We start from the raw sequence: 21,370 nt of genomic DNA on the forward strand, positions 1-21,370 counted from the left end.
AAAACTGCAACTTTCTTTATCATGAATTTTAAAAACCTGTAATCCTGAAATTTAAACGCCTTTGGGAGAGGAATAAAAAACCATCATCCCAGAACGGCAAAAACTTTTTTGGTGATTTCATCGACACTGCCGACACCCGTTATCGAACTGAACTTGACTTTTTGTCCCGGCGCCGAATAAAACCCTACCAACGGCTTAGTCTGCTCATGATAAACACTGAGCCGTTTACGCACGGTTTCTTCTTTATCATCATCGCGCTGAATCAACGGCTCGCCAGTCACGTCATCGACGCCTTCAGCTTTAGGCGGGTTAAAATCGACATGATAGGTGCGGCCGGATTGCAAATGCACTCTTCTGCCCGCCATCCGTTTTACAATTTCCTCATCCTCGACGACGATTTCAATAACCGTATCGATGATAACGCCCATTTCGTTCAGGCCTTCAGCCTGGGCAATCGTGCGGGGAAAGCCGTCCAGCAAAAAGCCGTTGGCGCAATCGGCTTGGGCAATGCGTTCCTTAATCAATCCTAAAATAATGTCATCGGAAACCAGGCCGCCGGCATCCATCACTTTTTTTGCTTCAATGCCCAACGGCGTTCCTTCCCGCACTGCGGCGCGCAACATATCACCCGTTGAAATTTGCGGAATAGCGTACTTTTCAGTAATAAATTGAGCTTGAGTTCCTTTGCCGGAACCGGGGCTTCCTAACAGGATGACGCGCATAACTAACTCCATTGTGTGTGTCGCTAAGACAGATTTAGACTCTAAATAACACTCGTGCAGATCGATTCAACATACTCAGACCTGCAAAAACCAAACAAAACCGTGACCGATTATTTTATAACACATCAAATTTTATCTCTTGTAAAAATACGTTTATTTCCCTATTCTTACTCAGTTTTTTACAATCATGGAGAATAATAATGCGTGTTGAAGATTTAATGACTTCAAAAGTATTTACAGTCGAGCAACACGATTTGATTGATCGTGTCTTTTTCTTAATTCATTACGAAAGAATCCGCCACTTACCCGTCGTTGAAAAAGGCAAAGTTATCGGCATTGTATCGGACCGGGACCTATACAAAGCACTCGGACCTAAAAGCAACTCTAACGCAATTGAAGCGGCAACCGGCACAGGCGCGACAGAACTGCATGTAGTACCGAAAAAAGTACAACATATCATGCACCGCGGCGTGATAACCGTTACCCCTGAAACTTACGCATCGGAAGCGGCGGCAAAAATGGCCGACAATAAAATCGGTGCATTACCTGTCGTCGATAAAGACAACAAGCTGCTCGGCATTTTATCGTCCACCGACATACTCCGGGTTTTTTCAAAGATCGAAAAAGCCAGCGAAGAAAGAGAGAAAAGAATCGTAGCCGGCACCAGTCATAAATAAAATAATATAGACTTGCGCCCTTCAAAAGCCCCCATACAACGGGGCTTTTTTGTTTTAACCGGCAACCGACCATGACCGATAAAACCCCTCCAGACCAAAACGTTATAACCGCGACACAAGCCTGGTTAAAATCCGTCATCATTGAATACGGCATCTGCCCGTTCGCACAGCGCGAACTGGAACGAGGCAGTGTTTATTTCAGCGTCAATCACGATACGAAAATAGAGCCATGCCTGCTACACCTGATGCTTGAATGCGATAGACTGGATGCGGAACCCGGCATTGAAACCACGCTACTGATTTATGCCGATGCCTTTGCAGAATTTGACGACTACCTGGATTTCCTTGAAATCGCCGAGTCCCTGTTGGCTGAACAGGGCTATGAAGGCGTCTACCAGCTGGCGAGCTTCCATCCCGATTACTGTTTTCAAGGCGCGGAAGCGGACGATGCGGCAAATTACACCAACCGCTCACCTTATCCCATGCTGCATCTGCTGCGGGAAACCAGCATAGCTCAGGCCGTAGCCAGCCACCCCGACCCGGAAAGCATCCCGCAACACAATATTGAGTTAACCCGAAAATTAGGCTTGTCCAAAATGCAAGCCTTATTAGCGGCATGTTTTCCGGTTGACCGATAACTCAATCTTGGGGTTTTAAAGCCTCCAACTCCTTAGCCCGCGCCGCAGTAGCGGACATGAAACAGTCATTGGCATTGACCCTGGCTATCGTTCCCCCTTCGGGATCATAATAAAAGTCGCAGTTAGCCTTTCTGTATTTAATCCATAACCATTGGGCTTCCTGCAACTGCTTCTTACGTTCAGCAGAAAGTCCGGCCATAATATCCCTGTAAGCGTTATTCAACCTGAGGTCCTGCCGCTCCGTTTCAGCGCCGATACACTCAACCATTGATTGGGTACCGCCACCGGCTTGATTCATGCAGTTTGAAAAGGTCTGACTTAGGCCGTCATCAGCCGCGAAAACCGGTTGAACGAATCCCGCCATCAACCCGGCAACCACCGCGTATTTAAAGCAAAACATCGCTATTTCTCTTCCTGCCGTCATACCACTATTTAACGCCTTCCGCTACGGCATCCGCTTCAGCCGCGTCTTCATCGGCTTGGGCTTTATGCTCAACAACGGCCTCGGGTTCGGCAACAACAGCGGCATTTTCCACAGAACCCTGCTCTATTTCGGCCTTTTTAGGCTCATCTGTGGCGCCAGATTCAGCGGCGCTTTCGGCAACCGCCTCGCTAATTTCGGCAGCAGGCTCGGGTTTTTTATTTAACGACTCTATAAAATCGGCAAACCAATCCTGGTCTTTAACGCGATTAAGGTCCGGGTCGGCAAGAATATCGGCGACAACCGGTAAATAACCCTTGTTTTTAGAAATTTCCAGCGCATTCAGGCAAGCCTCTTTTTCGCCCCGCAAACCATAAATACAAGCCACATTATAAGAAGCCGAACCGGCCTGAATCGCATTGGCCTTTTCAAAATAGTTTTTGGCTCTTTCGTATAGACTGTCATTGGGTTCAACCGCTTTAACGCGGGCCAATTCCATATAAGCCACACCGCCATCCAATGCCGCGCCAAGATAGGCGGGCTCAATAGTCAGGCAAAAAGAGAATTTGGCGATAGCATCCTGATAAAGACTGGCCGCCTGCTCCCGCGATTTGGTTCTCGCCTGGTGCAGCAACGCAAGCCCCCAGTTATATAAGGCTTCGGCAATCAACGGCTCGTTAGCGACAACCTCGGCATAGTCCTGATAGACTTTTTTGAATAATTGGTCGGCCGTACCGCCTTCGCTGCTGCGTGCGTCCATCGTTTGCTTGATAGCGGCCTTCAACTTGGATTTCTTTGTTATTGACTCAAAAAACGACATGATTTATCTCTCTTGACTTAGTAATTTATAATCGCAGGCTATAGAATAACAGCTGAGCTGATAACGACACCATTCAAATGTGTAAATAACGCATTACCGACCGACAATAAAGAGAAAGTCATGTACGAATCAAACACTTGCGATATTGACAGAGAAAAAGTCAATCTGGAAACCTCACAAATCGCCTGGAAGGAATTGCAACGCTTTTTTGCAAGCGGCTCGGCGGTATTTGTCGCCCCGGACCTGGATTTGGTCGAGGTGGCCTACCAGTTTTCGATCGACAATAAAGACCAAGTCGCATCATGGATGCAAAACAATCAGCTTGCCCTGGTCTCCGATCAACAGGCCATTGCCTGGCTTGAGGAAGATGCCGATGTATGGGCTGTTGTAGTGAAACCCTGGATACTGGTTCAGAAGTAAACGACCCTCCGCGCGAATCGGTGCGAAAAGCCCGCAAGATGGCTCCACATTCAGCTCCGCCAGAAATTTCAACCACTCACCCACGGCTTTCAGGAGATAACATGCCAAAACCCGTCACCCCTTTATTGGCGGCCGATATTTTAATCGAGCTGACCGACCAGCCCGAGCGGCCGTTCGTGTTGATCGAACGCGCCTATCCGCCATACGGCTGGGCCATACCGGGCGGTTTTGTCGATATTGGCGAAACCGTAGAACATGCCGCGATTCGAGAAGCCAAGGAAGAAATCTGTTTGGATATTACCCTGACGGCTTTGCTCGGCCTCTACTCCAATCCCGCACGCGATTCCCGCAACCATACGGTCACCGCCGTCTATATTGCCGAAGCGGCCGGAATGCCGCGGGCCGCCGACGATGCCAAAAATTTCGGTATTTTTACCTTCGACACTCTTCCGGTCGTGCTGGCATTCGACCATGCCCAGGTTGTCGAAGATTACCGGAATTACCGGATGACAGGAAAAGTTACACCCTTGCGGGTGTAATCGGGAGATAAATTATTCACCACGAACGACTTGCATGGATGCAGGAGGTGGAGCAACGCATGGAGCAGTTGTCGAAACACGAAGAACGCGAAGGAAAATAGAGTAAAAAACTTCGAGCTCTTCGTGTCTTCGTGGTGAATTTTTTAGTTTACATAACATCAGTTATTCATCATCCACCACCGGCGGCGGACAGCTGCAAAACACATGCCTGTCGCCGTAAACATTATCGATACGCCCGACCGGCGGCCAATATTTATCGTCATGCTGATCGTTATTTGGAAAAAAGGCTTGTTGCTTGGAGTAAGGCAGATTCCATTCTTCCAATAACAAGCGATGGGTATGCGGCGCATGATGCAGCAGATTGTTTTCCGCATCGGATTCGCCGGTTTCTATGGCCCTGATTTCCTCGCGGATAGCGATCAGTGCCGCGCAGAATCTGTCGATCTCCGCCTTATCCTCGCTTTCCGTCGGTTCTATCATCAAGGTGTCGGCGACCGGAAACGACACCGTTGGCGCATGAAAACCGTAATCGATCAATCGCTTGGCGATGTCCTCCACGGTGACGTTGCAGGTCTTTTTAAACGCATGGCAATCGATAATACATTCATGCGCGACCCAGCCGTTTTTGCCGGTATATAAAACCGGGTAATACGGCGCCAGCCGTTTGGCGATGTAGTTGGCGTTCAGGATCGCGGTCAAGGTTGCGCGTTTCAAGCCGGCTGCGCCCATCATTGCGATATAGGCCCAGGAAATAGTGTAGATGCTGGCCGAACCCCAAGGCGCGGCAGACACGGCGCCGATAGTGCCGTGCTCACCCTTCGCAGGATTAACGCCCTCGACGACCGGATGGTCGGGCAGGAAAGGGGCCAGGTGCGCCCCTACGCCTATCGGACCGACGCCGGGACCGCCGCCGCCATGCGGAATGCAGAAAGTTTTATGCAGATTAAGATGGGCGACGTCGGCGCCGATTTTGCCGGGACGGCTCAAACCCACCAACGCATTGAAGTTGGCGCCATCCAGGTAAACCTGTCCGCCGTGGCGGTGGATCAGGTCGCAGATTTCCCGGAACGCCTGCTCGAACACGCCGTGCGTGGACGGATAGGTAATCATTAACGCGGCCAGGGTGTCGCGATATTCGGCGGTTTTCGCGCGCAAATCATCCAGACTGACGTTGCCGTTTTCGTCGCAGGCGACGACCACGACCTTAAGCCCCGCCATCGTGGCGCTGGCCGGATTGGTGCCGTGCGCGGAAGCGGGTATCAGGCAGATGTTGCGCTGCGCCTGGCCCCTGACCTCATGATATTTGCGGATGACTAACAAGCCGGTGTATTCGCCCTGGGAACCGGCATTGGGTTGCAGCGAAAAAGCATCGAAACCGGTCAGGTCGCACAGCATATCTTCCAGCTCGGCAAACATTTGTTGGTAGCCGTGGGTTTGGTACTGCGGCGCGAACGGGTGCAATGCGTTAAATTCATAATAGGAAATGGTCTGCATTTCGGTCGCGGCGTTCAGCTTCATCGTGCATGAACCCAGAGGTATCATCGAGCGGTCCAGCGCTATATCGCGCTTGGCCAGACGGCGCATATAACGCATCATTTCGGTTTCGGAATGATAACGGTCGAAAACCGGATGTTGCAGGATTTGATCGTTCCGCAATAAGGCTTCAGGGATGCACTCGCCCAATGCGGCATCCAACACATTGATGTCCGGGAGATCGGCCGTGGCCGATGCAAACACCTGCCAGACATCCCTTAAGTTTTCCCGCGTAGTGGTTTCGTCCAGCGATATGCCGATATGATCCGCGTCGATAACACGCAGGTTGATATTGGCTTCCGTGGCTTGGGCGGCGATGCGTTTCGCCCGGTTCGGGGCGCTGATAACCAGGGTATCGAAATAACATTCGCTCAGCACCTGATGGCCCAGTTGGGTGATGCCCGCCGCCAGGATCTGCGTATAGCGATGCACCCGGCCGGCAATCAGGCGCAAGCCTTTTGCACCGTGATAAATCGCGTAAAATCCGGCTATTACGGCAAGCAGCACCTGGGAGGTGCAGATATTGCTGGTGGCCTTGTCCCGGCGGATATGTTGCTCGCGGGTTTGCAGCGCCATGCGCAACGCAATCTGTCCGTGACTGTCTTTGGACACGCCGATAATGCGTCCGGGAACCGAGCGCTTGTACTCGTCCTTGGTCGCAAAATACGCGGCATGCGGCCCGCCATACCCCATCGGCACGCCAAAGCGCTGGGAATTGCCGACGACGATATCGACGCCGAATTCGGCGGGCGGTTTAAGCAGCACCAGCGCCAGCAAATCCGCCGCGACCGTAACCAGCGCCGACTTGGCCTGGGCTATCGCGGTGACTTCCGTTAAATCTCTTATTTCGCCGGTGCAGCCGGGATATTGCAGCAGCAGCGCAAAAAAATCATGTTGCTCCAGCTCCCGGTAAGGATCGGCGACGATAACTTCATACCCGAGGGAACGGGCGCGGGTCTTGATCACCGCGATGGTCTGCGGGTGGCAGTCCCGGTCCACGAAGATACTGTTGGCCCGGCTCTTGGACAAGCGCCGCGACATGGACATGGCTTCCGCCGCCGCCGTGGCTTCATCGAGCAGCGAGGCGTTGGCAAGCGCCATGCCGGTCAAGTCGATAATGACTTGTTGAAAGTTAAGCAATGCTTCCAGCCGCCCCTGGCTGACTTCGGACTGATAAGGCGTATACGCCGTATACCAGGCGGGATTTTCCAGCACATTGCGCTTAATCACCGCCGGCATGACGGTGTCGTAATAGCCCATGCCTATCATCGAAGTGAACACATTATTGCGTTCGCGCATTTTGCGCAGATGCTTGATCACCGCGCGCTCGCTGACCGTTTCGGTCAACTTTAACGGCTCATGGTTCAGAATATCGGCCGGAATGGCCTGATCGATAATGTCTTCCAGATCATTTAAGCCCAGCTCCGCCAGCATCTCTTGGATTTGCTGCGAATTGGGACCGATGTGGCGGTTGATGAAATTACCGCGCATTTCCAATTGGGCCAGGCTGGGACGAAATGGGGTCATGATTTTTACCTACTCAGCAGTTTGGGAAACAGCATTGTCCACGAAAGACACGAAAAGCACGAAAAAAATCTGTTAGCGGGTGAGCATGTGCAACCCGGCATGAATGACGGCTTCTCACACCGCTTCAAGCCCCAATATAAAGCCTTTCCCCGGCCGCCATGTCGGTCGCCGCCATCCAGGTTCCATTGCGGAACCGGCTATGCTGGAGCATCCCCATTCTTTCTGTAATAGCGATGAGGGACAAAAGGCAGCGGGGTCACGGCAACTTCAATCCGATGATCACGCACTTGAGCATATAACGGATTGCCCAAGTCAACGGTATACGGATCAAGCAGCGCCATAGCAACCGGATAGCCCAAGCTGGGAGAAAAACTGCCGCTGGTCACATAACCTACACCGATACCTTCGCTGTTACAAATGATACTGCCTTCCCGCACCGGTATTTTGCTATCGACCAGCAAACCCACGCGGATTTTTTCCGCGCCGTATTGCAATTGAGCCAGAATCTTGTCGGCCCCGGGAAATTGGTCATGGTTTTTTTTAAGCAGCCAATGGAGACCCGCCTCTACCGGCGTAATCGATTCATCGATTTCGTGACCGTAAAGGCATAGCCCGGCTTCCAGGCGCAAGGTGTTTCTGGCGGCCAAGCCTATAGGCTCAACCTCGTCTTCGTCCAGCAGCAGGCGGGCAACTTGTTCGGCATAATGATTGCCTACCAGAATCTCAAAACCGTCCTCGCCGGTATAGCCGTTACGGCTGACGTTGCATTTTATGCCGTCGATGTAGGCGCCGCAGGCCTGCATAAAGGAAAGCTCAGCGACTTGTGCGGAAAATTTTTTCATGACTGCTGCGGCGGCAGGTCCTTGCAAGGCAAATAAAGACTGCCCTGTCAATTCGTTAAAACAACACCGGCCGGATAAATGGCTGTAAAAATACTTAAAGACTTTGTCTTTACTAGCGGCATTTACAATAATCATCAAGCCCGAATCGATACGGGTAATGACGATATCATCGATAATCCCGCCATCGCTGTTGGTTAATACCGTATATTTCTGCTCTCCGGCTTTAAGCCCGGCAATGTCGCTGACTATCAGTTGGCCAATTTCATGAACCGCCTCGTCGCCCAGAATCAGGCACTGCCCCATATGGGAAATATCGAAAAAACCGGCATGGCTGCGACAGTGCAGGTGTTCGTGCAGCGTGCCTTTACCGTATTGCATAGGCATAAGGTAACCGGCAAACGGCGCCATTTTGGCGCCCAACTCAAGATGAAGATTGTAAAGCGACGTCTTTTTCAGCATGTAGTTTTTATCTTGGCGTGTCAGCAATATGCTCTAGTGTAGCCATTTGTTTGATGATTTGCCACGAGCAACGCAACGAACGCGAAGAAAAAACCTGACGGCTGCAATGAACTCCAGCACAAGCTCCCGCGCCGTCATTTGTTTTAGTTTTTTAGATTAAAGCCATAGCTTGTATAATCCCCGCTTTGTTTCGGCTTGATCATCTTGCCGCACTCACTTCTTATCTAATACCTCAGAGAACCCTATGGCGCTGTATTGTGGAATCGTCGGTTTACCCAATGTCGGGAAATCGACCTTATTTAATGCATTAACCCGTGCGAAAATCGCGGCCGAAAACTACCCTTTCTGTACAATCGACCCCAATGTAGGCGTAGTTCCGGTACCCGACACCCGGATGGATAAGCTTGCGGAAATTGTAAAACCCGAGCGAGTGCTGCCGACAACGATTGAGTTTGTCGACATCGCCGGTCTGGTTGCGGGCGCGTCAAAAGGCGAAGGCTTGGGCAACCAGTTTTTAGCCAATATTCGTGAAACAGATGCGATAGCCCATGTTGTGCGCTGCTTTCAGGATGACAACGTGATCCATGTCGCCGGAAAAATCGATCCCCTCTCCGACATTGAGGTCATTAATACCGAATTGGCGCTGGCCGATATGGCTTCCGTTGAAAAAGCCCTGTTACGCGCCAGCAAGGCCGCCAGAACCGGCAACAAAGACGAACAGGCCAAAAAAGACGTACTGGAAAAGGTCTTCAAGCAACTGGATGCCGGAGAACCCGCGCGAACATTGCCGTTAACCGAAGACGAAAAAGCCCTGTTTAAAGACCTGTGTCTGATGACGCTCAAACCCGCCATGTACATCGCCAATGTTCAGGATGACGGCTTTGAAAACAACCCGTTATTGGATAAAGTGCAGGCCTTGGCCGACAAGGAAGGCGCGATGGTAGTGCCTATCTGCGCCGCGATAGAAGCCGAAATAGCCCAACTGGATGAAGACGAAAAGAAAGAATTTCTTGATGATTTGGGGCTGGAAGAGCCCGGTTTGAACCGTGTCGTAAGAGCCGGATACAAACTGCTGAATCTCGCCACCTATTTCACTGCGGGCGTAAAAGAAGTCAGGGCATGGACCATTCCGGTCGGCGCAACCGCCCCCCAGGCGGCCGGCGTGATTCACAGCGATTTTGAAAAAGGCTTTATCCGCGCCGAAGTCATCGCCTATCAGGATTTCATCGACTATAAAGGCGAGCAAGGCGCCAAAGACGCCGGAAAATGGCGGCTTGAAGGCAAAGATTATATCGTTAAAGACGGCGACGTCGTGCATTTCCGATTCAACGTTTGACAAAGGAAGAGCGGGTATTTATAATTCCCGCTCTTCAAAAGGCCTGTCCGAATGGCGATATAGCTCAGCTGGTTAGAGCACGGGATTCATAACCCCGGGGTCGGTGGTTCAATTCCACCTATCGCCACCATATAAATCAAGTCCTTACGTTTAGACGAAGGGCTTTTTTTATGTCTAAAATTATTCACGTTGCACTCACGTTGCAGTTGAAAATAAAAACCCATAATAACCCGCAACACTTGCCGATATTTCAGGCACAAAAAAGCCGGTATTCCCCGGCTTATATCAAGAAGTGATAACGCTTCACCAAAGTGATTTTCTGTTGATTGGTTAGCCTTACCAATAATCTGGTTTAATCGCGGGCTTTTTCTTAGTAGCGACTTTAACCGCCAACTGAAACCTTTCCAACTCATTATTGAGGATATATGAACGAGTCCAATTAGCCAGATTGGATAAATTCGAGTTCGGTGGCCGCTCGGTTTTATTTGACTCCCTTCGAGGCAAAATTAAACCAATTGGGTAATCAGGAAAATCTTGCTTTAAAAAATCCAATGCCGGTACAAGGTCGGAATCACTGGAAACCAAAACGGCATGGTCACAATTCTTAAAAACAGCATCACGATAGAGCTGTAGAGCAATATTTACATCGGTTTGTTTTTCTTCAAGCCGCCAGACCTCAACCCGGTCTTGCTTATCGATAGGTTTTTTATAACGTGGAGGACAGCCTTTTTCCAGAAGATAATACCCGTTAATAATTTCTATGATTTCTGGGTGACTATTTAGCAGCGCCCTATGATAACTATCCTGAGACTGCAAAGCCTTATCGCCCTTTGTCGCAACTCGGGTTATTACCGGGGCAGTAAAAAACTTTACGGCAACAATGTCCATTTGTGGGTTTTGGACATGGCAAATATGCTTAACCAAGCTGACAATATCTAACCACTTGTAAGCCGTATTTTTTAGGACACCAAAATAAAAATTGTACCCGTCAATATAAACAATTGTGCGCATTCCTTACCCCAGAAATGAAAAAACCGCCAGAAGGCGGTCTTTTCGTCTTACAGTGAAGCCAACTTAATGACAGCCCCATAAGATGAGTTGTGAATACATTATAGTAGCTAAATTTTACTAAGCAAATAAATTTACCCCACGGGACAGACAGCAAAGCACTACCATCTGAACTTGAAAATATCAAAGAGGCCTATCAATTCAGTTTAAACACTTCGCCCTTCTTGATTCTCTCGCTGATTTCACGACCACGCGCCAACGCCGCAAATGCCAAGGGGTTGGCTTTATCTTCGTTCATGTGCTGGACGAATCGCGCTGCATCTTTGCCGCTTAACTCGACTCGACCAAATGTGCTGCTTTTGATTGCCATAGGATTCATGCCCCTGATTAATGAATTATTAAAAAAATTATATTATAAACAACTACAAATAAGTACAACCAACCATAAAAAAGCCGGTGTTACCCGACCTTACTCGGCCAGCAATCATGAACGTTTAATCCTTAAAATTTATAATTGGGTATCCAACACAAGTACAAAAAATTAATGTACCTGGTTGGACATACTGGCCATTAATCTCAAGCCCCCGTGATATATCATATATTTCCCCATCCGCTTCCTTGTGGCCTGGATAAGACCCACGACCTTGACCACAAGAACTGCCAGCGTAACCCCACTTAGCCTTTGTGATTCCTGCCTTGATACTTCGCCTCTGATTGCGCAATTTCAATGCCCTAAACAAAAGCGTTCTCATAAGAATGGAATATATCGCTTTACGTCTCTGAACAACGTAATCTATTGAGCGCCTTATCAATACAAGAGAATTGGATATGGATTCAAATATTAATGGTTGTTTAAACGCCAAAGAAACTAAATCTTTCTTCTTTGTTTTGGGTTCAAACGACACGCCAATGCTCAGTAATCTTTCTTTTATTTCTGCAACCTTTAGCCTATCAAGAGCGGACATTATTTCATGTTCTTCAATTGGCCGACACGGGTCAAATTGACAATCAAAATCGAAATCAACAAAAACATTTTTCAAGCCATCAAATTCCGGCCAAAACCATTCGCGATTCTTAAAATACTGCTCAAAAATTACATGATGGTAGTGCCCTTGGTTTGATGGGCTGCCCCCTTTTTCGATAAAGGCATATATAGCCATAATTTCTTTTTTAGAAAAAGCTGTAATAGTAGCCATTTCTTTTTGAAGAACTTCTCTATAACAAACCAAATCCTCTGCATCTAGCTTAATTTGTTGGCTTTTTAGATGAAGATATAACATCGTTGTTTTTTGACTCAATCCTTCTTTTGAAAAAATCAAAAAATCCCATAGAAATCACCTGTATTTTGATTAGGGCAATAATGAAAATTGGCCATTAAGAATTGGTATGACATTAGCACAAAAAAGCCGGAATTACCCGGCCTTGACTTCTTCATTCATGGGTTGGATTTCACAATCTTGATTTATGCGCACCAAGAACCCCAATAACATGACTCAAACCCTTGATGCACCTGTATTTAGGTGCGTACTAACTGTAAAAATTCAATATGGTAATAGGTGCGCGGTAATCTGCGCGGAAACAATGCAATAAATTACGCCTCAACCTATACAGCTTCTGCGGCTAGCTGCGCGGAAACTGCCTCATAAAAATTTATTGCATGGGGTTGGTTTTGATAATCCACTTTTAGCGTTGCGTTATTTGTTGCGTTTGACTGTTTCTTTTGCCGCTCCATGCCGCACCGTACCTATGATTAGCTGTTGCGTTTGGAGTTTCTTTTAGATGACTCATTTAGTGTCCCAAATTCATCTTCAACCCGCGCCATGTCTGTTATAAGCCGTCCCATATAGATTGCGTTACCGTTATCGCGGTCACGCCATGCTCACCAAGTGCCACCCAGCCTTACTGACGCAAGCCTCCCTTGCTCACAAAGCCGGTCACGTTACGCTCACGATACCAGCACAAGCAATGTCACACAATGTCACGATGAGTCACAAAAGGTCACGATTGAGACTGTATTAATGGGGCTTGGTTATGTCGCCAACTCGGTTAGTTTGGGTGTGCAAATTTACACAGGCTCCATGCTGCCGTTATTCACCTCGCCAATTTGCAGAAACAATGTTTTAGTCAGTGCGTTAATCCCAGTCATGAAAGCATGGTCTTTAGTTTTCTATCGTTCCGGCTTTGCGATTGCTGCTGTAGCCCTGATTATTTATCTATGTGTATGGTTATAGTAGGAGTGTCTCAAAATGAAGCACACAAGGGTTTTGTAAGTCATTGATTTTTGCCTGTTGCGTATCTCTTTTTAAGACACAAATCCTATTTGATAAAATTTGTGTGTCAAAATGAAGCACACAAAATCAATTTGCGTATCTCTTTTTGATACGGTTGAGTTAATTTTCTGGTTGCCATTTTTCCCAATTATGTATCGGGTCTCGATATTCAAACGGCATCCACGTTAATCGCCATTCACGCGACTTGCTGCCCGTTTTACTATTGAAAAGTGACTCAGCATCGCAAACAATGAAACCGCGCTCAGATAAGATTTTGAACGCCTTAGTCGCTGTATTTGCTGTGCAGCCTATTTTTTGAGCTGCTTCACGTACTCCATAGGCAACTGGCCTATCATTGCGCCATTGCATTTGTAATAAGTCCATCAACACTTTTGCAGTGGCAGGCATCGACGCATAAGCGTATGACTCGCGCATTGCCCGAGAGACGGCCAAAACACCGCCCCTCTGGTCAAAGCCCAGCCTTGGTTTTTTCTTTGCCATGACTGGAAACCTGTTTAAAATTGAATAAACGATAACCACGAAGCCAGCAAGATAAACTTGGCCTTTCCGCGGTCAGTAATTCGGTTACAATGATTTCGCAGTTTTTGAAAGTTAGCCTGCTGGATGTTGACGCATCCAGTGGGCTTTTTTATGTTATGCCGCATCGCGCGCCCTTGCTTCAAAGCGTTTCACCGCGTCAATAAATTTATTTATCCGTTCGCCCAGTTCAGCCGGTAACGCTTTCAAAATTTCTGGCTCGATTAGGTAGCGTCCATAAGTTGTAGCGCGTCCTGTTGGGTCACTGGTTGGGGCTGTTTCTTCCTTGGTTTCAATCTGCCAGCCGTGGCGGTTGCGTAGCTGCTCGATATACCCTGACAGCCGATAACTTGCTGTCTCGTTCTGAAAGTCTCTGTGTGTGAATTGCTGGCCGGTTACAAGGCGCATTAAGGCGCGGGCTGTAAGTGTGTCGGTGCGTGGGAATGTAGGAGCTTTCATTAGTTGCCCCCTTGGTTTTGTGCTTCAATCCAAGTAAAAAACTTGGCTTCATCAATCAAGACTTTGCGGCCTATCCTTACAACCGCGCCGGACTTGGCAAGACCGTTTGAATTTTCGTTGAAAATCCATGCTCTAAGGCCGCCTATAGTAAAGGCGGGGTGTTTTTCTGTGAATTGGTTTACTGTTGATAGAACTGGCATTTTAAATACTCCGAATACGCCGCGTTTTTGCGGTATAAGTATTTAAAGCCCTGTTTTTTTCCTAAAATGAGCAAGAGGAAAAAGAAAAACTAGAGGAAAAGCTAGAGGAATGTTTTTTGTATTTTTGGTGGCTTTTCTGGTTAATTATCACTTGACAGGTTTTTTCTCTCCTTCTCCTCACGTCTAAATTTGCTTACTATCTTTTGAATTTGCACCCTTGAAAGTTCAATTTCCCCAGTATTGGTTTTTAGCTTAACCCCAAGGCCTTTAGTAGAGAAATTCCACCAGTCAATCACAAGGCTATCTTCTTTACCTTTATATTTCTTAAGAGCATTAAAAAATGGCGCACCCGTTGTACAATTTTCCTTAACCCATGTTTTGCGCAACCACACGGTATATCCGCGTTCATTAGGTTCAGTGTCGTCTTGGCTGCCCTCGTCATCATTCCCCACGGTTTCGCCGTTCTGGCTCGGTGCATCAGGTAGTGATAATCCAAGCTCTTTTAAATATTTCTCTGCATGTTCACGACTGATTATTGCACCCGGCTCAAGCGTGGTTAATGGGATGCGTTGCTTCGATAAAATCTTAATCTCTCCATTTTTAGCCGCCCTTTCGAGCTGTATAGAGTGTTCGGCACATAGGTTCCATTGTCTGTTTAACGCCTCACTGAGATGGTTTGTAAACGTGGGGAAAATATCCCAATCCGGCTTATTTTCTGACGAATCAAAGGCTATTTGAAATAGCTTGTACTCGCTTTCTGTACAACCAAGAATATTATTAAAATCCAGGCTGCAATCTTTGAAAACACTAGTTAATAACTCAACGTCAGCATTACTCAATTGCCTAGCTCTATAATTCATTGCGTCTATTGGAATGCCTTTTTCTATGTTTTCCAAAGTTCGTTCGGTGTATTCTGGTATCGGCTCAAATTTTTCAGCTATTAAGGTTGGAATATCTGCCGCCAAAACATAATCGCCATCGTTAGCCATCACACGCCCCCAAAAATCTTTTGATTCATAGAAGCGACCACATTTGAAACATGGCCGTCTGATAAGTGCGCGTAACGCTTCACCATGCTTAAGGTCTTGTGTCCTAAAACTTCGGCAATTTCAGCCAGTGAAGCCCCATTCATGGCTAGGTAAGACGCGGTGCAATGTCGTAGGTCATGCCATGTAAAATCAACTATCCCTGCGCGTTTTCTCGCAGTCTCCCAAGGTTGCTGTAAATCAATCGGGTTCAGTGGGTTTTTAATGCCAGGGAATAGCAAAGGTGTATCAAGTCGCCGAACCTTGGCATGTTCTTGTAACAGCTCTAACACAAGCCCGGACAAAGGGACGCGCCGCCGTTCGCCGTTCTTGGTTTCGTGCAGGATTAGATAACGCTCTTTGAGGTTTACGTCTGACCATTGAAGGCCAAACAGTTCAGCTTGCCTCATACCGGTACTGATTGCCAGAATCACGCATAAATAAAGCTGCTTGTTTCTGGATTCCTTGCAGGCAATTAAAAGGCGTTCCCGTTCGTCATCATTCAAAAACCGGACGCGCCCACGTGCTGCGGTAGGCTTTTTGATGTTCTTCATGGGTGAATCTTCCAGCCATGCCCAATCCCGGACGGCTGTAGTAAAAACCGTACTCAGTGAGGCCATGTATCTAAGTACAGTGGTCGGACTGCGTGGCTTACCTCTAAATTCCTCGTTAAGAAGTTTTTCCTTAACCAGAGTAATAGCATCAGCGTTCACATCGGCCAACAACATATAACCGATTTCCTCTTTCCAACGTCTTAGGTGCAGGCCGGTATGGTCATCTTGAACTTTGGTAAGCTTCGCGCCGGATAGGTAGCGGTCAATCATTTCATCGACCGTGTGCTTTTTCGCTTCCGCTGTTTTAAAGTGCCTGCCCTCCCTGATTGCACTCTCGGTATCTTGCGCCCACTTCTTCGCATCGGTAAGACGGTTAAATGTGGCGGTTTGTGCGGGATAGCCTTTTAGCCGGACTTGTGCAGTGTAATAAGGTTTACCGTCTGCGGTTAGCCGCTTAGTGATAGTTGCCATAATTGCCCCTATAGGATAGCAACCGGCATTCTGATATGATGCTCCCAGCCATTGCTTAACCCTGAATTAAGTTATTGGTAGGCCTTGTCGGTGCTGATTACACCCTAAAGGCCGCTTTGTTTCTAGGGTTTGATTATACTCTCACGTTGCACTCACGTTGCAATTGAATATAAAAAAGGGCAAAAAATGGCAATAATGGGCAACAAGGAAAAACAGTTAAGCGATTGAATTAATTATTATTGTTTATTGTGGCGTGTTGTGGTTTTTGGGTGTTTTGGGATTCATAACCCCGGGGTCGGTGGTTCAATTCCACCTATCGCCACCATTAAATCGAAAGATTGAATTATATCCAGCGATTCTCGAATCACCCGCGTACTCAAGGTCGAATTCGGCAAATCGGAATAACGCGATACCCTCGTTAAATCAGGCCATCCGGCACATGCTCTGCAGCGGCGGCCTTGCATTATTTACTCAGCTACGATTTTCAGGATCAATAGAGATCATGCTCGCGTCTCTGGGTTTTGCAACACCGGCCAATAACTGACTTTCCAGCTCCTCGACCGGTACCGGCCTGCCAAACAGATAGCCTTGAAACACCGTACAGCCCAGAGATTTTAGAAATTCATCCTGTTCATGATCCTCCACCCCTTCCGCAACCACATTGATCCCCATCAACTTACCCAGGGCGAATACACTGTTTATAATGAAGGCGTCATTGCTATGTTCCTTAATGCCGTCCACGAAACTTTTATCGATTTTTATCTGGTCAAGCGGCAGGTTTTTCAGATAGCTGAGCGATGAGTAGCCGGTGCCGAAATCATCCATGGTAAGAAGCACACCGATAGACCTGAGTTCCAGCATTTTTTCGATGGCGGTATTCATTTCTTTCAATACCATCCCCTCGGTCAGCTCCAGTTTAAGCTGCATCGGCTCAATAGCATATTGCGTCATGATCTCGCGCACTTCATCGACGAAACCGGGTTGATAGAACTGTCTGGCGCTAAGGTTTACGGCAATACTGAGTTTTCGGGTCAAGGGCCGGTCGCGCCACACCTTGAGTTGGGCGCAGGCGGTCCGCAACACCCAACGCCCGATAACCAGAATGGTATCCGTCTCTTCGGCGACCGGAATAAACTGCATCGGTGAAATTAAGCCAAGATCGGGATGATTCCACCGAATCAGCGCCTCCACGCCGACCATCTGGCCATTGTCGTCAACCTGGGGCTGATAGAAAAGCTTTAATTGATCATTGTTGATGGCCTGTCTTAAAGCGAATTCAAAGTTAACCCGTTGCTCCAGCTCTTGTTGCATGGCCGGATCAAAAAAACGGTACGCATTTTTGCCGCTCTTTTTTGCGGCATACATAGCGGTATCGGCACGCGCCAGTACGGCATCGGCTGTCGTGGCGGGATCGCCGATCAGCACTACGCCGATACTGCTTGAGCAATTATGTACGACACTGCTCAAGCTATAAGGCTCGGCCAACGCCGCAACAATCTTTTCCGCAACGGTTTTTACTTGAACCGCGGCATTGTCATAGGCGGTATCAAGATCCTCCAGCAGCACGATAAACTCATCGCCGCCCAACCGCGCCACCGCATCTACTTCACGCACACAGGCTTTCAGCCGGTGCGCAACTTCAATCAGCAACTCATCGCCCACACCATGCCCCTGAGTGTCATTTAACAACTTGAAATTATCCAGATCGAGAAATAACAACGCGGCGTGACATCCTGTACGCGCATTAACGGCGATGGCATGATCCAGGCGCTCAGTCAACAGGCGCCGATTCGCCAACCCAGTCAACGTATCGTAGAAAGCCAGGTTTTTTATCTTTTCCTCGGACACTTTGCGCTCGGTAATGTCCTTGAAATTCCCCACATAATGGGTGATCCGCCCCAATTCATCCTTAATGGCCGTAATGGCGAGCCATTTTGGATAGACGTGTCCATCCTTGTGCCGATCCCATATTTCCCCTTCCCACTGTCCATCGCGTTGCAAAATGTAGTGCATGGCGTGATAAAAGTCGGGATCATGACATCCTGACTTAAGGATGGAAGGTTTCTTGCCGATGGCTTCCTCCGGGGTATAACCGGTAATCTGGGTAAATGCCCGATTGACGCGCACGATAATTTCGTCGGCGTCGGTAATAACGATACCTTCCTGAGTCTCGAACGCGGCAGCGGCAATATGCAATTCCTGTTCGGCCCGTTTGCGTTCGGTGATATCTCTAAAAAAAGCGACAAAATATCCACTGCCTTCATCGATGAAAGAAACATTGACTTCAACATCCCACTCGCTGCCGTCTTTACGGCGATGCCGGGTTTCAAACGTATCGGTTCCCTGCCGCATAATATTGGCGATGCGTTCTGCCGTTTCCTCCGGGGATTCCTGCGCTTCCAATTCACTAATACGCATACCGACCAATTCCGTTTCGGAATACCCGGAAAGGCGGGCATACGTGGGGTTGACTTCCAACAACCGCCCTTCGCTATCCACTTGCCAGAATCCTTCCCCTGTGCTTTGAATGACCGAATGGTATTTTCTATGCCGCTGCTCAAGCTCGGCGGTACGCTCAACAACCTGTTTCTCCAGCTCACGTTCGGAGGTTTTCAGCCTGTTTAGCGTGTCACCCAATTGTTGGTCGATGCTATTGAACAGCTGCCCCAACTCGGCAATTTCGCAGTAATCTGTTGAGCGGACCCTATGCGTGAAGTCTCCCCTGTACAAGGCCCGCGCCATATCGATTAGGTCGATCAGCGGTTTTGTCATACTCCTGCCGACCATCGTTGCGATTAACCAGGCCGCACAAGCAAAAAGGAAGGTCGCGATGCTCAGCCCGAAAACCAATCGCCTCAATGGCGCGAAAGCTTCCGCCTGCTCAATATGTGCCATGATGCAACCGCCGCCGATCTCCGGCACAAACGAAAAACCATGAATGACGGGAACGTTGCGATAATCAACACCGAGAACCTGGTTGCTTTCATTGTGCGAACAGCGCCCCATCGGTTCAACTGAAATGTCTTGAATAAGCCCTTGAGGCGGCGGAAAACGCGGCTTGGTGACAAAAAAGCCTTGGTTATCAGTCAGAAAAGTTTCCCCTGACCGCCCCAATAGAGAAGATGCGACGAAAATATCTTGCAATCGTTGTCCAGGATAAGTCGTCACCAGGCTCAAGCCCGATGCCGAATCGAGCGCAATAAAGGAAATCAAGCGGGCGCCGTTTACCTTGGAGGTTGATATGGCTGCTATCTGCCCAGGCGGAAACGGTTTATTAAAGGTATCGAGCGACATAGCATCGGCGCCCACAATAATGTCGTTTTCGATCCCTGAATGCAGGGTAAGACCGGCCGCATGATTGATGTCGGCAAATATCTCTATTCTGTCCCGGGCGCAAGCATTGAAACCTTCGCCGCTACCGCGACAGACGGCAATTAAAGTCTCCAACAAACCTTTAGCCCGCTCGTTATCTTCATACAGCCGCCTACGCGTTGCTTCATAGCATGTGTTGGCTATCTGTCCCACATCCTCGACACGGCTTTCCTTGATCGCATCGTATAAAAACCAGTACGCCGCAACGCCTATTAATCCGGTAGGCAGCAGAATGCATAGCAGCAGCACGGCAGTTAAATGTGTTTTTATTGTTGTCATTTTTTACCGCCCGCTCATTTTACGTGGCTTTTTAAAAACCATAAACACAGCACTCTTGGTCCGGTTATTTCTCGAACTTGTGCAATTTAAGCGCAATACTTCGGAACAGCTTAACCGGTATAGTTTCTGCTCTCGGCCAAGAACAGGAGCTGACGACCATACAATGCCAAAAAAAGATGTGACACGGCACACAAAAGGTTATTTCCACAATGATAAAAAGTATATCTGTCTTTTAGCACACAAAAAACAAGCATGTAAAACCAAATAATGCCGCCAAGAAGAAATCGCCGCAGTCAGCAGCATTGGAACCGATCATTATTTCGGTCATATTTAAGGCGTACAGCCATCGAAGATCAGGGCAGAGCGCCATTTTCTTAGGATAGAGTACCCATTAGCGCTTATTTTATTACGCACGGACGGTGTTTCCACGTTTGCCGCGCCGAGCACCGCTCTGCAACAAACAAAGACCGCGTAACATCAGTTATGTAAGTAATTGTACGGATTTCTTATGGTGCGCAAACGCCAGATACTTCGTTATGCGTTTTTAGCGGTTCTCATCTAGCTTTAACTAAACGAGGAGTAAGACTGTGAAAAATCACCTATTAATATTGACCGGATTTATACTATTTTCTGCGACAGCATCGGCTCTTGAAAAAACCGCCGCCGCGCCTAACGATCAAGTACATCAACGCACTCAGCAATCGGCGCCGTTTGCCCTGGATCAAACCCTGGAAACATTTACCAAAACCGTTCATGGCGGAGTTCAGCATGTAATCGCCAAATCGGCGGACAATGCCGGGCAAATAAAATTAGTCCAGACGCATCTGCTGAAAATTGCCAATGAGTTCAGAAAAGGTGATTTTTCTGCGACAGAGCGCATCCACGGTGCCGGCATGCCGGGCCTCGCCCAATTAAAAAAGGCGGAAACTAACGATATAAAATTTGAATACGAAGCCTTACCTAATGGCGCACAAATCCATTATTCGACTGAATACCCCCGGTTTGTTGAAGCGCTACATGAATGGTTTGACGCCCAGAAAAGCGAACACGGTAACGATGAAATACCGGCGCATAGCCGGCATCATTCCTCCCCTGCCGAGTAAATTAAGACCGCCAACCCCATATTCCACGGCTTGAGACCTTGCAAGTCGAAATCGGGGTGCTTCTGACGGCATGACAACGGAGATTGCCGCCGAAAATCGAGTTCAGGAGGATCGTTTGATCCTGCGTAACAACACGGCCCGGCAAATATCCGGCCAGC

20 protein-coding genes and 1 tRNA gene are annotated in these 21,370 nt (G+C 48.3%); 7 read left to right on the forward strand and 14 right to left on the reverse strand.

Annotation, left to right across the window (positions count from 1 at the left end; translation table 11 throughout):
* Window positions 1–83 precede the first annotated feature (83 nt).
* Window positions 84–722: an adenylate kinase gene (adk, locus tag B0F88_RS15015; RefSeq protein WP_104424750.1), complete on the reverse strand. Its 639-nt coding sequence runs from the start codon at window positions 720–722 to the stop codon at window positions 84–86.
* Window positions 723–922: 200 nt separating this feature from the next.
* On the opposite strand from adk, the gene B0F88_RS15020 reads away from it, so the two are divergent.
* Together B0F88_RS15020 and B0F88_RS15025 are read left to right on the forward strand one after the other, a co-directional pair.
* Window positions 923–1,399 (forward strand): CBS domain-containing protein, encoded by a 477-nt coding sequence (locus B0F88_RS15020; RefSeq protein ID WP_104424751.1) that lies wholly within the window; start codon window positions 923–925, stop codon window positions 1,397–1,399.
* Window positions 1,400–1,470: 71 nt separating this feature from the next.
* Window positions 1,471–2,037 (forward strand): DUF1415 domain-containing protein, encoded by a 567-nt coding sequence (locus B0F88_RS15025; RefSeq protein ID WP_104424752.1) that lies wholly within the window; start codon window positions 1,471–1,473, stop codon window positions 2,035–2,037.
* A gap of 1 nt (window position 2,038) precedes the next feature.
* Here the strand turns inward: B0F88_RS15025 and B0F88_RS15030 are convergent, their stop codons facing one another.
* Entirely contained in the window at window positions 2,039–2,461 is a 423-nt protein-coding gene (locus B0F88_RS15030; protein ID WP_258076687.1) for a lysozyme inhibitor LprI family protein, read from the reverse strand.
* A 4-nt stretch (window positions 2,462–2,465) separates the two neighbouring features.
* Window positions 2,466–3,278 (reverse strand): TPR end-of-group domain-containing protein, encoded by an 813-nt coding sequence (locus B0F88_RS15035; protein ID WP_104424753.1) that lies wholly within the window; start codon window positions 3,276–3,278, stop codon window positions 2,466–2,468.
* 120 nt (window positions 3,279–3,398) lie between these two features.
* Here B0F88_RS15035 and B0F88_RS15040 point away from each other — a divergent pair, with 120 nt between their 5' ends.
* Both B0F88_RS15040 and B0F88_RS15045 read left to right on the forward strand, forming a co-directional pair.
* Complete coding sequence (locus B0F88_RS15040; RefSeq protein ID WP_104424754.1) at window positions 3,399–3,698, forward strand: DUF2288 domain-containing protein; 300 nt, start codon at window positions 3,399–3,401, stop codon at window positions 3,696–3,698.
* Window positions 3,699–3,799: 101 nt separating this feature from the next.
* The gene (locus B0F88_RS15045; RefSeq protein ID WP_104424755.1) at window positions 3,800–4,237 is read left to right on the forward strand and encodes an NUDIX domain-containing protein; all 438 of its coding nucleotides are present in this window, start codon (window positions 3,800–3,802) and stop codon (window positions 4,235–4,237) included.
* Window positions 4,238–4,399: 162 nt separating this feature from the next.
* Here the strand turns inward: B0F88_RS15045 and gcvP are convergent, their stop codons facing one another.
* Both gcvP and gcvT read right to left on the reverse strand, forming a co-directional pair.
* Window positions 4,400–7,297 (reverse strand): aminomethyl-transferring glycine dehydrogenase, encoded by a 2,898-nt coding sequence (gcvP, locus tag B0F88_RS15050; RefSeq protein WP_104424756.1) that lies wholly within the window; start codon window positions 7,295–7,297, stop codon window positions 4,400–4,402.
* 197 nt (window positions 7,298–7,494) lie between these two features.
* Window positions 7,495–8,598 (reverse strand): glycine cleavage system aminomethyltransferase GcvT, encoded by a 1,104-nt coding sequence (gene gcvT, locus B0F88_RS15055; RefSeq protein WP_104424757.1) that lies wholly within the window; start codon window positions 8,596–8,598, stop codon window positions 7,495–7,497.
* Window positions 8,599–8,842: 244 nt separating this feature from the next.
* Between gcvT and ychF the strand changes: the two genes are divergently transcribed.
* Both ychF and B0F88_RS15065 read left to right on the forward strand, forming a co-directional pair.
* Window positions 8,843–9,934 (forward strand): redox-regulated ATPase YchF, encoded by a 1,092-nt coding sequence (ychF, locus tag B0F88_RS15060; RefSeq protein ID WP_104424758.1) that lies wholly within the window; start codon window positions 8,843–8,845, stop codon window positions 9,932–9,934.
* Between the two features lie 53 nt (window positions 9,935–9,987).
* Window positions 9,988–10,064 (forward strand) — tRNA-Met (locus B0F88_RS15065).
* A gap of 206 nt (window positions 10,065–10,270) precedes the next feature.
* On the opposite strand, the gene B0F88_RS15070 is transcribed toward B0F88_RS15065, so the two are convergent.
* The 9 genes from B0F88_RS15070 to B0F88_RS15105 form a co-directional block, all read right to left on the reverse strand.
* Complete coding sequence (locus tag B0F88_RS15070; protein ID WP_104424759.1) at window positions 10,271–10,945, reverse strand: NYN domain-containing protein; 675 nt, start codon at window positions 10,943–10,945, stop codon at window positions 10,271–10,273.
* A 193-nt stretch (window positions 10,946–11,138) separates the two neighbouring features.
* Window positions 11,139–11,312 carry a hypothetical protein gene (locus B0F88_RS19420; RefSeq protein WP_181049919.1) on the reverse strand — a complete coding sequence of 58 codons (174 nt, stop codon included), beginning with the start codon at window positions 11,310–11,312 and terminating at the stop codon, window positions 11,139–11,141.
* A 124-nt stretch (window positions 11,313–11,436) separates the two neighbouring features.
* A complete protein-coding gene (locus B0F88_RS15075; RefSeq protein WP_146083361.1) occupies window positions 11,437–12,261 on the reverse strand; it encodes a hypothetical protein in 825 nt (274 codons plus the stop codon).
* A gap of 1,071 nt (window positions 12,262–13,332) precedes the next feature.
* A complete protein-coding gene (locus tag B0F88_RS15080; RefSeq protein WP_258076688.1) occupies window positions 13,333–13,713 on the reverse strand; it encodes a hypothetical protein in 381 nt (126 codons plus the stop codon).
* A gap of 153 nt (window positions 13,714–13,866) precedes the next feature.
* Window positions 13,867–14,208, reverse strand: a complete 342-nt coding sequence (locus B0F88_RS15085) for a hypothetical protein (protein ID WP_104424761.1) — start codon at window positions 14,206–14,208, stop codon at window positions 13,867–13,869.
* On the reverse strand, window positions 14,208–14,408 hold the full coding sequence (locus B0F88_RS15090) for a hypothetical protein (RefSeq protein ID WP_104424762.1): 201 nt from the start codon (window positions 14,406–14,408) through the stop codon (window positions 14,208–14,210). Before B0F88_RS15090 ends, B0F88_RS15085 begins: the two co-directional genes overlap by 1 nt.
* Before the next feature lie 140 nt (window positions 14,409–14,548).
* Window positions 14,549–15,397 carry a hypothetical protein gene (locus B0F88_RS15095; RefSeq protein ID WP_104424763.1) on the reverse strand — a complete coding sequence of 283 codons (849 nt, stop codon included), beginning with the start codon at window positions 15,395–15,397 and terminating at the stop codon, window positions 14,549–14,551.
* A complete protein-coding gene (locus tag B0F88_RS15100; protein WP_104424764.1) occupies window positions 15,397–16,458 on the reverse strand; it encodes a tyrosine-type recombinase/integrase in 1,062 nt (353 codons plus the stop codon). Before B0F88_RS15100 ends, B0F88_RS15095 begins: the two co-directional genes overlap by 1 nt.
* 471 nt (window positions 16,459–16,929) lie before the next feature.
* Window positions 16,930–20,109, reverse strand: a complete 3,180-nt coding sequence (locus B0F88_RS15105; protein ID WP_219820876.1) for an EAL domain-containing protein — start codon at window positions 20,107–20,109, stop codon at window positions 16,930–16,932.
* 587 nt (window positions 20,110–20,696) lie between these two features.
* Between B0F88_RS15105 and B0F88_RS15110 the strand changes: the two genes are divergently transcribed.
* Complete coding sequence (locus B0F88_RS15110; RefSeq protein WP_104424765.1) at window positions 20,697–21,212, forward strand: aspartate carbamoyltransferase; 516 nt, start codon at window positions 20,697–20,699, stop codon at window positions 21,210–21,212.
* Window positions 21,213–21,370: the final 158 nt, after the last annotated feature.

Origin of the sequence: Methylobacter tundripaludum, assembly GCF_002934365.1 — a bacterium.
In the GTDB taxonomy this organism is placed as follows: Bacteria; Pseudomonadota; Gammaproteobacteria; order Methylococcales; family Methylomonadaceae; genus Methylobacter_A; species Methylobacter_A tundripaludum_A.

Coding starts and splice junctions, on each gene's coding strand:
- B0F88_RS15095 (WP_104424763.1), bottom strand. CDS start 15,397: ATGGCTAACGATGGCGATTATGTTTTGGCGGCAGATATTCCAACCTTA.
- B0F88_RS15080 (WP_258076688.1), bottom strand. CDS start 13,713: ATGGCAAAGAAAAAACCAAGGCTGGGCTTTGACCAGAGGGGCGGTGTT.
- B0F88_RS15090 (WP_104424762.1), bottom strand. CDS start 14,408: ATGCCAGTTCTATCAACAGTAAACCAATTCACAGAAAAACACCCCGCC.
- B0F88_RS15045 (WP_104424755.1), top strand. CDS start 3,800: ATGCCAAAACCCGTCACCCCTTTATTGGCGGCCGATATTTTAATCGAG.
- B0F88_RS15105 (WP_219820876.1), bottom strand. CDS start 20,109: ATGACAACAATAAAAACACATTTAACTGCCGTGCTGCTGCTATGCATT.
- B0F88_RS15040 (WP_104424754.1), top strand. CDS start 3,399: ATGTACGAATCAAACACTTGCGATATTGACAGAGAAAAAGTCAATCTG.
- B0F88_RS15035 (WP_104424753.1), bottom strand. CDS start 3,278: ATGTCGTTTTTTGAGTCAATAACAAAGAAATCCAAGTTGAAGGCCGCT.
- B0F88_RS15020 (WP_104424751.1), top strand. CDS start 923: ATGCGTGTTGAAGATTTAATGACTTCAAAAGTATTTACAGTCGAGCAA.
- B0F88_RS15070 (WP_104424759.1), bottom strand. CDS start 10,945: ATGCGCACAATTGTTTATATTGACGGGTACAATTTTTATTTTGGTGTC.
- adk (WP_104424750.1), bottom strand. CDS start 722: ATGCGCGTCATCCTGTTAGGAAGCCCCGGTTCCGGCAAAGGAACTCAA.
- gcvT (WP_104424757.1), bottom strand. CDS start 8,598: ATGCTGAAAAAGACGTCGCTTTACAATCTTCATCTTGAGTTGGGCGCC.
- B0F88_RS15025 (WP_104424752.1), top strand. CDS start 1,471: ATGACCGATAAAACCCCTCCAGACCAAAACGTTATAACCGCGACACAA.
- B0F88_RS19420 (WP_181049919.1), bottom strand. CDS start 11,312: ATGGCAATCAAAAGCAGCACATTTGGTCGAGTCGAGTTAAGCGGCAAA.
- gcvP (WP_104424756.1), bottom strand. CDS start 7,297: ATGACCCCATTTCGTCCCAGCCTGGCCCAATTGGAAATGCGCGGTAAT.
- B0F88_RS15085 (WP_104424761.1), bottom strand. CDS start 14,208: ATGAAAGCTCCTACATTCCCACGCACCGACACACTTACAGCCCGCGCC.
- ychF (WP_104424758.1), top strand. CDS start 8,843: ATGGCGCTGTATTGTGGAATCGTCGGTTTACCCAATGTCGGGAAATCG.
- B0F88_RS15100 (WP_104424764.1), bottom strand. CDS start 16,458: ATGGCAACTATCACTAAGCGGCTAACCGCAGACGGTAAACCTTATTAC.
- B0F88_RS15030 (WP_258076687.1), bottom strand. CDS start 2,461: ATGACGGCAGGAAGAGAAATAGCGATGTTTTGCTTTAAATACGCGGTG.